Here is a 10,621-nt window from a genome sequence, read left to right as displayed (position 1 = left end):
GACCTGTTTGACGCTGCGCAGCGTCCGGCTGAAGACGTAGCCGCCTTCCGCGGCCGCGCCGGTCCACCCCTTCTCGATCTCGTCGGCGATCCGGTCGAGGCGCTTGGCGGTCCGGTCGGCCAGCACCTCGGCCTCGCCGGCATGCTCGGCCGCATCCTTGGCGAAGGCCCCGGCCAGAACCGCCTGCTCCACCACCGAGCGGTCGTAGCGCGTGTGGAGCCCGAGCAGGATGCCGCGGAAGGCGCGCGCCTCCTCGACCAGCGTCTTGAGCTGGGCGCCGCCGAACTCGGTGCCGGAGGCGAGCCGCAGCACGGCACCCTCGACGCCCTGGTCGATCAGGTAGTCCTCCAGCGCCCGCTCGTCCTTGAGGTAGAGGGCGCGCCGGCCGCGCTCGGCTTTGTAGAGCGGCGGCTGGGCGATGTAGAGGTGCCCGCGCTCGATGATCTCCGGCATCTGCCGGAAGAAAAAGGTCAGCAGCAGCGTGCGGATATGCGAGCCGTCCACGTCCGCATCGGTCATGATGATGATGCGGTGGTAGCGCAGCTTGTCCGGGTTGAAGCCCTCGCGGTCGGTCGAGGAGCGGCCGATGCCGGCGCCGAGCGCGGTGATCAGCGTGCCGATCTCGGCCGAGGACAGCATCCGGTCGGCGCGCACGCGCTCGACGTTGAGGATTTTTCCGCGCAAGGGCAGGACGGCCTGGAAGGTGCGGTCGCGGCCCTGCTTGGCCGAACCGCCGGCGGAATCGCCCTCCACCAGCAGGATCTCGCACTTCGACGGATCGCGCTCCTGACAGTCGGCGAGCTTGCCGGGCAGCGAGGCGATGTCGAGCGCGCCCTTGCGGGTGATGGTCTCGCGGGCCTTGCGTGCCGCCTCGCGGGCGGCCGCCGCCAGAACCACCTTGGCCATCACCGACCTGGCTTGGGCCGGGTTTTCCTCCAGCCAGGTCGAGAGACCCTCGTTGAGGATGTTCTCGACCGCCGGGCGGACCTCGGAGGAGACGAGCTTGTCCTTCGTCTGCGAGGAGAATTTCGGGTCCGGGACCTGGACGGAGATGACGGCGGTCAGGCCCTCGCGGCAATCGTCGCCGGTGAGCGAGACCTTCTCCTTCTTGGCGATCCCCGAGGACTCGGCGTAGCCGGTCATCTGGCGCGTCAGGGCGGCGCGGAAGCCCGCCATGTGGGTGCCGCCGTCGCGCTGCGGGATGTTGTTGGTGAACGGCAGGACCGTCTCGTTGAACGAGTCGTTCCACCAGAACGCCGCCTCGACGCGGATGCCATCGCGCTCGCCGAGCACGGTCACCGGCTTGGTCATGCCGTCGACGGGTTTGCGGGAGCGGTCGAGATAGCGCACGAACGCCTCGACGCCGCCCTCGTAGCAGAGCTCCTCCCGCCTGTGCTCGGCATGGCGCGCGTCGGTCAGCACGATGCGCACGCCCGAGTTCAGGAAGGCGAGCTCCCGCAGGCGCTTCTCCAGCGTCGCGAAGTCGAACTCCGTCATCGTGAAGGTTTCGGGGCTCGGCAGGAACGTCACCTCGGTGCCGCGGCGGTCGCCCGCCGGGCCGACGACCTCGAGCGGGGCCACCGCGTCGCCGTGATGGAACTCCATCCGGTGTTCCTTGCCGCCGCGCCAGATCCGCAGCTTCAAGCTCACCGACAGCGCGTTGACGACCGAGACGCCGACGCCGTGCAGGCCACCCGAGACCTTGTAGGAGTTCTGGTCGAACTTACCGCCGGCATGGAGCTGGGTCATGATGACCTCGGCGGCCGAGACCCCCTCCTCCTTGTGGATGTCGGTGGGAATGCCGCGGCCGTTGTCGGAGACCGTGCAGGAGCCGTCGGGGTTCAGCGTCACCGTCACGAGGTCGGCGTGGCCGGCAAGCGCCTCGTCGATGGCGTTGTCCACCACCTCGTAGATCATGTGGTGCAGGCCGGAGCCGTCGTCGGTATCGCCGATATACATGCCGGGCCGCTTGCGCACGGCATCCAGGCCCTTCAGCACGCGGATCGATTCCGCGCCGTAGCTGTCGGCGTGTTCGGTGTTGGGGGAGTCAGCCATGAAATTCCTCGGGCAGGCGGCTCGTGAGCCCTTTTTCGAGCCCGGACGGACCGGGCGTGCCTGCTATGTCCGTGCCCATCTCATATAGGCGTTCCCCTCTGATTTTGCATCGGTTTTCGCGTCGGGAAAGCGCCACCGCAACCCGTTTTCTGACGCGGTTCCGTTAATCCTCCGTTAGGCTCGCGCGCAAGGCGGCCGCGTCAGGATCCGACACCGTCCGAAGCGGCGCGCCCCGGCCCTTATCCCTGCAGAAACGGGTTCGTCGTCCGCTCCTGCCCGAGCGTCCCGGTCGGCCCGTGACCGGGAATGAAGGCGACGTCGTCGCCGAGCGGCAGGACCTTCTCCTTGATCATCCGGATCAGCTGCTCGTGGCTGCCGCCGGGCAGGTCGGTGCGGCCGATCGAGCCCTGGAACACCACGTCGCCGACGAGCGCGAAGCGGGCGTCGCGGCTCATGAACACGACGCTGCCGGGGGAATGGCCGGGAGCGTGCCAGATGTCGAAGGTGAGGCCGCCGACGCTGACGGTGTCGCCCTCGTCGAGCCAGCGGTCCGGCGTGACCGCGCGGGCGCCGTCGAGGCCGTAGCTCGCGCCCGTCTCGGGCAGGGAATCGAGCAGGAACCGGTCCGCCTCGTGCGGGCCCTCGACGGGGACTCCGAGCCGCTCCTTCAACTCCGCGGCGCCGCCGGCATGGTCGATATGGCCGTGGGTGAGCAGGATCTTCTCGACCTTGACGCCCTGCGAGCGGATCGCCGCCTCGATCCGATCGAGGTCGCCGCCGGGATCGACCACGGCGCCGGCCTTGGTCTCGTCGTCCCAGATCAGGGTGCAGTTCTGCTGGAACGGGGTAACCGGGATGATCGCGGCGCGGGGCGTGGCGGGCATGCGGACTCGTCGGATGGAGGATGTCGTGTGCGGTTCTAGACCGTCGGGCCGGGAAGCGCCAAGGCCCGCGCTGTCAGCCCTCGGCCGGGATGCGGCGCGGCCGGCCCGCCTCGTCGATGGCGACGAAGGTGAAGGTCGCCTCGGTCACCTTCTCGCGGACCTGCGTCTGGAAGCGCCGGGCCCAGGCTTCGAGGTGGATCTTCATCGAGGTGCGCCCGACATGGCCGATCCGGGTATAGACGCACAGCACGTCCCCGACCCGCACGGGCCGGATGAAGGTCATCGCATCGACGGCGACGGTCACGACCCGCCCCTGCGCCCGCTCGACCCCGGCGATGCCGCCGGCCTGATCCATCTGCGACAGCACCCAGCCGCCGAAGATGTCGCCGTTGGCGTTGGTGTCGGCCGGCATGGCGATGGTGCGCACCGTCAGATCGCCCACGGGACGCTCGTCGCCCCCATCGATCGCCTGCGTCATCGATCCCCCCGATTTTTGCCGATTCGACGGTGTCTCGGACGACAGCCAAGCACGGGCGCCGAACACGCGCCAGAGGCGGCGAGCGCTGCGTCAGGGCATCAGGCCGAGAAGCTCCAGCCCGGCGGCGAGGAAGATCGCCGCGGCGCAGACGTACAGCTCCAGCGGGACATCCTGCCAGGACAAGGTGCGAGGGGGCGCAATCGCGCGCCGCTGCCGCGTCACGAGATCGATCATGGGGCGTCCTCCGGAGGGGCCCGTCTGACGCGGACCCGCTCGCTCGGCTGTCATACTACATCCGCCGAGGGCGTTTCGGAAAGCGGCCGACCCTGCGGCCGGGACCGCACCGCGCGAACACGAAAAAGCCCGGGGCGACGACGCTCCGGGCTTCTCGGATGACCGCGCGCTCAGGAGACCCTTGCGGCTCCCGAGGGTTCAGGCCGGATCAGTAGTAGAAGCGGCGCGGGCCGTAGAAGCGACGCGGGCCGTAGAACGGACGGCGGTAGTACGGGCGACGGTAGAACGGGCGCGGGCCGTAGAAGCGGCGACCGTAGTAGGGGCGCGGACCCCAGCCACGACGGTAGTAGTACTGCGCCTTCTCGACGGTCGCGGGCGCGGTCTCCGTGACCAGCGCGGCCGACGGACCGACCGGGGCGGCCGACGCACCCTGCGGGGCGACCGCGGCGAGGCCCAGGACCATCAACGCGGCGATGAGGAGTTTCTTGAGCAAGTGGGCATTCCCTCTGCGGCAATCGCGAACGGTCACGCCGTAGCCGGCGTGCCGCGGGAGCGGAAACGCGCGAGGGTCCGAAACGGTTGCGCGGGAAAATGCGGCCTCGCCCTCGGGCCGGCCCGCCTCAGGCGATCTTCGTCGTCATGTCGACGATGGAGGCCTCGCCGCTGTTCTTCACCAGCGCGATGCCGCGCTCGCAGTCTTCGCGGCGCATGTAGCCCTCGCTGGAATCGGCGATCACGTTGCCGTTCTGGACGCGCAGGCGCCAGCGCCACTGCCCGCCCGCGTCGCGATAGAGTTCGTAGCGCATCCCGCCTGTCTCCTGCCGGGCCGCGCTTCGAACGAGCACGGCGCGGGATAGAACGCATCCCGCGCCGAAAGGATCGCTTCGGATCGCGTCGAAGCCCGCTGCGATCAGGAGCGCGGGGCGCGGTCGAGCCAGCCGATCGCCCGGCCGCCCTCGCCGCCGGAGCGCGCGGGGCGTCCGTCACGGCGCGCGTCGTTCGGACGGCCGCCCTGGGGACGCGCGCCCTGCGGACGGCCCTCGCCGGCCCGCTCGGGGCGGCGCTGATCCTGACGCTGACCGTCGGGGCGCGGCGCGCCGGTCCGCTGGTCCTGACGGTGGCCCGGCTGGCCGCCGGGACGTCCGCCGCGGGCCTCGTGGCCGCGCGGCTCGCCGCGCTGCTCCTGGCCGCGACCGCCGCCCGGCCGTCCCTGGCGATGGCCGGGGCGACCCTGCGGCTGGCGCGGCGGACGGCGCGCCTCCTCGGCGGCGGTGTCCTGCGCCTCCTGGCGGCTCGGCGGCACGAAGCCCTCCGGGAAGCCGGCGACCGGCACCTTCTGGCGGGTGGTGCGCTCGATGTCGCGGAGGTAGGCGCGCTCCTCGTCGTTGCAGAACGAGATCGCCTGACCTTCCGCACCCGCGCGGGCCGTGCGGCCGATGCGGTGGACGTAGCTCTCCGGCACGTTCGGCAGGTCGTAGTTCACGACGTGGGTGACACCCTCGACGTCGATGCCGCGGGCGGCGATGTCGGTGGCCACCAGCACCCGGCAGGAGCCGTCGCGGAAGGCGGCGAGCGCCCGCTCGCGCTGCGGCTGGCTCTTGTTGCCGTGGATCGCCGCGCCGACGATGCCGGCCTTGTCGAGGCCGCGCACGACCCGGTCCGCGCCGTGCTTGGTGCGGGTGAAGACGAGCACGCGCTCGATCTTCGGATCGCGCAGGATGTGGTTGAGCAGGGCCTGCTTGGCGCCGGTGTGGCAGAAGATGACCTGCTGATCGACGCGCTCGGCGGTCGTCGCCACCGGCGTGACCGCCACCTGAACCGGGTTGGTGAGGTACTGGTCGGCGAGGCCCGCGATGTTCTTCGGCATGGTGGCCGAGAAGAACAGGCTCTGGCGGCGCGCCGGCAGCATCTTCACGATCCGCTTGAGCGCGTGGATGAAGCCGAGGTCGAGCATCTGGTCGGCCTCGTCGAGGACGAGGATCTCGACGCCCTCCAGCGTCAGCGCCCGGCGGTCGACGAGGTCGATGAGCCGGCCCGGCGTGGCGACGAGGATGTCGACGCCCGGCGCGATCGCCCGCTCCTGGCGGTTGATGTTCACGCCGCCGAACACGACGGTGTTGGTGTAGGGCAGGTGCCGGCCGTAATCCGAGAAGCTGTCGGCGATCTGGCTGGCCAGTTCGCGGGTCGGCGAGAGCACGAGCACGCGGCAGCCGCGGCGCGGCGCGCGGCGGTTGTCGAGCGAGAGGCGGTGCAGGATCGGCAGGGCGAAGGCGGCGGTCTTGCCGGTGCCGGTCTGGGCGATGCCGCAGAGGTCACGGCCCTCCATCGCCGGCGGAACCGCCTGCGACTGGATCGGGGTCGGCGTGACGTAACCGGCCTCCTCCAGCGCGCGGAGCACGGGCTGAGCGAGGCCGAAATCGGTGAATTGGGTCAAGTTGGTACTTTCAAGGCAGCGGAACCCGCGATCCGGCGTCACGCGCTCGGAGAAATAGTGAGGTCCGTCGGTCCGGGAGGCTGCCCGCGTGATGGGGCGGCCTGGGGTGCATGCACGTTGAAGAGAGGGGCCGGGGCGCGACCTCAAAAAGGCGCGAACCGTCACGCAGCCCCCTCAAGCGACCCCGTATGGCCGCTGACGCTGCAGGTGCGATATGCGACGTTGCACCTGCGAAGTCAATGCGCAGGTTGCGCATCGGGTCGCGTTCTCCGGATCGGTCAAGAGCCGCGCACGCGCCCGCGGTGACGGCGCTCGAAGTTCGGCCTCCCGGGCGCGGCTTCGCGGACCGGTTTCCCAACCGCGCCGGATAACAGCACGGCGAGAACAAGCCGCTGCCCCCGCGCCTTCGCGATGCAAGAACAGCGGCAATACGATCAAATATCAACAAATACTGTTTGGTCTTAATCTATTATAATAACACACATTAAAGTAACGCTTTCGTGATCCCGGAAAATCAGCACAGCTTGGGAACATGATCAATCTCGTCTCGGATGCCAGATCGGCTGTTTGACAGCCGTTCGGGCAGGAGATGTGCAATGGCGACGATTTCGGGAACGAACGGAGACAATGTTCTTACCGGGACGGCGGATGACGACATCATTCTCGGCCTTCTCGGGAACGACGTCATTACCGATCCGGGCGGCTTCAACCGGATCGATGGTCAGGACGGAAACGACACCATCACCGGCGGCAGCGGCCTCGATTACATCGCCGGTGGGGGTGGAAACGATTCGATCTTCGGCGGGAACGGCTTCGATCAGATCATCGGCGAGGCCGGCAACGACACGATCTACGGCCAGGACGGGGACGATTACGCTGCCGGCAATCCCGGCGAGGATACCCTCTACGGCGGGCTCGGAAACGACTTCCTGGTCGGCGAGGCCGGCGTCGACCTCGTCGTCGGCGATGAAGGAAACGACTTCCTCGCCGGCGGCGACGACAACGATACCGTCCGCGGCGGTGATGGCGACGACCTCGTCGACGGCGACCTCGGCGATGACACGCTGTTCGGCGATGCGGGCAACGACACCGTCTTCGGCGATTTCGGCGCTGACCGGATGTCGGGCGGATTGGGGGCCAACATCCTCGACGGCGCGTCCGGCATCGACACCGCGGTTTTCGCCTTCAACTTCTCCGATGCCATCGTCTCGTCCGCCGGGACCCTGTCGGTGATCGCCGGCCCAGGCTCGACGGATACCGTCAAGAATACGGAGGTCTTCGAATTTGCCGACCGCTCGATCGTGCAGAGCGACGGCAACGCGCTCGTGGACGACCTGTTCTACCTGAGCCAGTACAAGGACGTCTTCAACAACGGCAACGACGCCGAGCAGCACTTCCGTGACTTCGGCTGGAGGGAAGGCCGCAACCCGAACGCGTTCTTCGACACGAAGGGGTACCTCGCGGCCTATGCGGATGTGGCGGCCGCCGGCATTAACCCCCTCGAGCACTACCTGACCTACGGCTGGAAGGAGGGGCGCGATCCCTCGGCGCAGTTCGACACCAAACAATACCTGGCGGCGTACGGGGATGTCGCGGCGGCCGGCCTCAATCCGCTGCAGCACTACCTCGAATACGGCGCCGCCGAGGGACGCTCGACCTTCGGCGACGGCACCTTCGCCTGACGGCATCGACGCCGCCTGACACGGGGCGATCCGGCGGGGCGCCGCCGGATCGTCGCCGAGACGACGCACCCGGCGCGCCGCGGTCCGACTGCCCGCGTTCACCCCTCGTCGAACCGACTCATCCGGAACACTTCGACGCCCGCGCCGTCGATCACCCGGACCGCCTCGGCGGCGGTGCCGCTGCGCTGCGGCACCCGGGCGCGGGCGAAGAGCCGCCGCGCGCGCTCCTCGGCGCCCTCCTGGCTCGACGTCCGCACGGAGATCCGCTGCTGAACGTCCCCCGGGGCGCCGGCCTCCTCGGGGCCGAGCACTTCGATGTGATAGGTCTCGCGCACGTCGTTCCGTATCCTCGCCTCGCCGGATGGGGCTTACCCGAAGATCGGGCTGCCCGCAGGCCGGCGAAAGGGTTTCGAACAAACGGGACCCGGTGACGCGGCGGTTTCCGATCCCCGGCCTTGCCGAATTCCCGCCAATGCCGGATGTGGTGTCTTCCCCCGCGGGTCCGCGCAGGCGAGAACATCCATGACCACATCGCCCTTCGTCACGGTGGACTGGCTGCACCAGCGCCTCGCCGCGCCGGACATCGTCGTGCTCGACGCCTCCTGGTACCTGCCGGCGCAGGGGCGCGACGCGGAGGCCGAGTACCGCGCCGCCCACATCCCCGGCGCGATTCGCTTCGACCTCGACGCGATGAGCGACACCGACTCCCCCCTCCCCCACATGCTGCCGCGGCCCGAGGTGTTCTCCTCGAAGATGCGCGCCCTCGGCGTCGGCGACGGGGCGCAGGTCGTCGTCTACGACGGGATGGGGCTGTTCTCGGCCCCGCGCGTCCGCTGGATGCTCCGGACCTTCGGCATGCGCGAAGTGAAGATCCTCGAAGGCGGCCTGCCCGCCTGGGTCGCGGCGGGCTACCCGACCGAGGACGGCGAGGGCCGTCCGCGCGACCGGCGCCACTTCACCGCGCGGCTCGACAACGGCGCCGTGGCGGATGCGGGCGACATCGCCCGGGCGCTCGCCAACGGCTCGGCCCAGGTGGTCGATGCCCGCTCCGGTCCGCGCTTCCGCGGCGAGGAGGCGGAGCCGCGCCCCGGCGTCCGCCCCGGCCACATGCCCGGCGCGCGGAACCTGCACTACGCCGCGCTCCAGGCGAATGGCCGCCTGCGGGACGAGGCGTCCCTTCGCGCGGCGATCGCCGAGGCCGGGGTCGACCTCGATCGCCCCGTCATCACCACCTGCGGCTCGGGCGTCACCGCCGCCATCGTCGCGCTGGCGCTCGAGACCTTGGGCAAGGAGCCGCGGGCGCTCTACGACGGCTCGTGGTCGGAATGGGGCGCCGATCCCGCCCGCCCGGTCGAGACCGGTCCCGCCTGAGGGCCGGACCGCTCCCGCCTCCCATCCGTGCATTGCGGGGATGCCGGCCGGCGGGAGGACGACACAGCGTTAAAGGGCGGTTAAGAGGAAGCGCATAAGCTTGGCCGGAGCCGGCCTCCGGACGGCCGCTGCGCGGCATCCGCGCGGCGACCCGTGCGGCCCATCTCGAAGGCTCGGAGGATACGGCTTGGGCAGGGGCCCCGAACGCTGGCAGCTCTACCGCCTGCTCGGCCACGAGATCGTGCGCGCGGTCCGCGAGCGGACGGCGCGGCTCACGGCGCGGCCCGAGATCCTCACCCGCGCGCGGGTGACCGGCCTCGTCATCGCGCCGCACGACCTGCGCACCAGCGACGCCTCGCTCGCCGACGACATCTATTCCGGCCTGTTCGTCTTCGCGGGCCGCTCGCTGGTGGTGAGCGGGCGCTCCCCGTTCGATTACGATCCCCCCTCTCCCGAATGGGCGGACGCGCTCTACGGCTTCGGCTGGCTGCGCCACCTCCGCGCCGCCGACACGGCGCTCGCCCGCGCCAACGCCCGCGCCTTCGTCTCGGACTTCATGAGCGGGCGCGGCGAGGCCGTCCGCGCCAGCCCCGTGCCGGTGGCCTCCCGGCGGCTGATCTCGTTCCTGTGCCAGTCGCCGCTGGTGCTGGAGGGCGCCGACCACGCCTTCTACCAAGCCTTCCTCAAGGCCGTCGGCAAGGGCGCGCGGGAGCTGGAACGCTCGCTGCGCCGCTCGGCGCCGCCGCAATCGCGCCTGCTCGCCGCGGTGGCGCTGACCTACGCGGGCCTCTGTTGCGAGGGCATCGAGCCGATCCTGCGCCGGGCGACCCGGATCCTCGTGCGCGAACTCGACACGCAGATCCTGCCCGACGGCGGCCACCGCTCCCGCGATCCGCGCTTCGCGATGGAGCTGCTGCTCGACCTGCTGCCGCTTCGCCAGAGCTTCCTCAGCCGCAGCGTCGATCCCCCCGAGGCGCTCCTGCGCGCGGTCGACCGGATGCTGCCGGCCCTGCGCCTTCTTCGCCACGGCGACGCCTCGCTCAGCCACTTCAACGGCATGGGCGTGACGGCGGCCGACCATCTCGCCACGCTGCTGGTCTACGACGGGTCCGGCACCGACACGCTGATGTACGCGTCGCATTCCGGCTACGCCCGGCTGGAACTGGGCCGGGTCGTCATGGTCTGCGACGTCGGCGCGCCGCCGCCGATGGACCAGTCGCGCGAGGCCGGCGCCGGGTGCCTCTCCTTCGAGCTGACGAGCGGGGCGCAGCGCATCGTCGTCAATTGCGGAGCTCCCGCGAGCGGCGGCGAGCTGCGCCGGGCGGCGCGCAGCACCGCCGCGCACTCGACGGCGACGGTGGCCGACACCTCCTCCTGCCGCTTCCTCGACCAGCCGGAAGACTGGTGGATCGGCCGCCTCGCCGCGCGCTGGCTGCTGGCGCGCCGCGGCCCGGTCGTGCTGCGCGGCCCCGGCCCCGTCGCG

11 protein-coding genes are annotated in these 10,621 nt (G+C 70.4%); 3 read left to right on the top strand and 8 right to left on the bottom strand.

Annotated elements, in window-relative coordinates; translation table 11 throughout:
• The 7 genes from MFF42_RS22940 to MFF42_RS22910 all read right to left on the bottom strand — a co-directional run.
• Positions 1-2,055, bottom strand: a 2,055-nt coding sequence (locus MFF42_RS22940) for a DNA gyrase subunit B (protein ID WP_238258017.1), incomplete at its 3' end; no start/stop codon positions are given.
• Positions 2,056-2,294: 239 nt separating this feature from the next.
• Complete coding sequence (locus tag MFF42_RS22935; RefSeq protein WP_238258015.1) at positions 2,295-2,939, bottom strand: MBL fold metallo-hydrolase; 645 nt, start codon at positions 2,937-2,939, stop codon at positions 2,295-2,297.
• 73 nt (positions 2,940-3,012) lie between these two features.
• Positions 3,013-3,417, bottom strand: coding sequence for an acyl-CoA thioesterase (locus tag MFF42_RS22930; protein ID WP_238258013.1), 405 nt, complete (start codon positions 3,415-3,417; stop codon positions 3,013-3,015).
• Positions 3,418-3,507: 90 nt separating this feature from the next.
• Complete coding sequence (locus MFF42_RS22925) at positions 3,508-3,651, bottom strand: hypothetical protein (RefSeq protein ID WP_238258012.1); 144 nt, start codon at positions 3,649-3,651, stop codon at positions 3,508-3,510.
• A gap of 208 nt (positions 3,652-3,859) precedes the next feature.
• Positions 3,860-4,144, bottom strand: a complete 285-nt coding sequence (locus MFF42_RS22920) for a hypothetical protein (protein ID WP_238258010.1) — start codon at positions 4,142-4,144, stop codon at positions 3,860-3,862.
• Between the two features lie 127 nt (positions 4,145-4,271).
• On the bottom strand, positions 4,272-4,457 hold the full coding sequence (locus MFF42_RS22915; RefSeq protein ID WP_238258009.1) for a YegP family protein: 186 nt from the start codon (positions 4,455-4,457) through the stop codon (positions 4,272-4,274).
• A 104-nt stretch (positions 4,458-4,561) separates the two neighbouring features.
• Positions 4,562-6,085 (bottom strand): DEAD/DEAH box helicase, encoded by a 1,524-nt coding sequence (locus MFF42_RS22910; protein ID WP_238258007.1) that lies wholly within the window; start codon positions 6,083-6,085, stop codon positions 4,562-4,564.
• Positions 6,086-6,681: 596 nt separating this feature from the next.
• On the opposite strand from MFF42_RS22910, the gene MFF42_RS22905 reads away from it, so the two are divergent.
• Positions 6,682-7,767, top strand: coding sequence for a calcium-binding protein (locus MFF42_RS22905; RefSeq protein ID WP_238258019.1), 1,086 nt, complete (start codon positions 6,682-6,684; stop codon positions 7,765-7,767).
• A gap of 98 nt (positions 7,768-7,865) precedes the next feature.
• On the opposite strand, the gene MFF42_RS22900 is transcribed toward MFF42_RS22905, so the two are convergent.
• The gene (locus MFF42_RS22900; RefSeq protein WP_238258005.1) at positions 7,866-8,102 is read right to left on the bottom strand and encodes a hypothetical protein; all 237 of its coding nucleotides are present in this window, start codon (positions 8,100-8,102) and stop codon (positions 7,866-7,868) included.
• A gap of 187 nt (positions 8,103-8,289) precedes the next feature.
• On the opposite strand from MFF42_RS22900, the gene sseA reads away from it, so the two are divergent.
• Positions 8,290-9,138: a 3-mercaptopyruvate sulfurtransferase gene (gene sseA / locus MFF42_RS22895; RefSeq protein WP_238258003.1), complete on the top strand. Its 849-nt coding sequence runs from the start codon at positions 8,290-8,292 to the stop codon at positions 9,136-9,138.
• A 187-nt stretch (positions 9,139-9,325) separates the two neighbouring features.
• Positions 9,326-10,621 (top strand): heparinase II/III family protein (locus MFF42_RS22890; protein ID WP_238258002.1); only part of this gene is annotated, 1,296 nt, incomplete at its 3' end.

The organism is Methylorubrum podarium (genome assembly GCF_022179745.1).
Classification (GTDB): domain Bacteria; phylum Pseudomonadota; class Alphaproteobacteria; order Rhizobiales; family Beijerinckiaceae; genus Methylobacterium; species Methylobacterium podarium.
This window is presented reverse-complemented; position numbering and strand designations above follow the sequence as displayed.

What these genes read in the sequence shown, in the direction of transcription:
- MFF42_RS22935 (WP_238258015.1), bottom strand. Translation starts at nt 2,939, where the DNA reads ATGCCCGCCACGCCCCGCGCCGCGATCATCCCGGTTACCCCGTTCCAG.
- MFF42_RS22930 (WP_238258013.1), bottom strand. Translation starts at nt 3,417, where the DNA reads ATGACGCAGGCGATCGATGGGGGCGACGAGCGTCCCGTGGGCGATCTG.
- MFF42_RS22925 (WP_238258012.1), bottom strand. Translation starts at nt 3,651, where the DNA reads ATGATCGATCTCGTGACGCGGCAGCGGCGCGCGATTGCGCCCCCTCGC.
- MFF42_RS22915 (WP_238258009.1), bottom strand. Translation starts at nt 4,457, where the DNA reads ATGCGCTACGAACTCTATCGCGACGCGGGCGGGCAGTGGCGCTGGCGC.
- MFF42_RS22905 (WP_238258019.1), top strand. Translation starts at nt 6,682, where the DNA reads ATGGCGACGATTTCGGGAACGAACGGAGACAATGTTCTTACCGGGACG.
- sseA (WP_238258003.1), top strand. Translation starts at nt 8,290, where the DNA reads ATGACCACATCGCCCTTCGTCACGGTGGACTGGCTGCACCAGCGCCTC.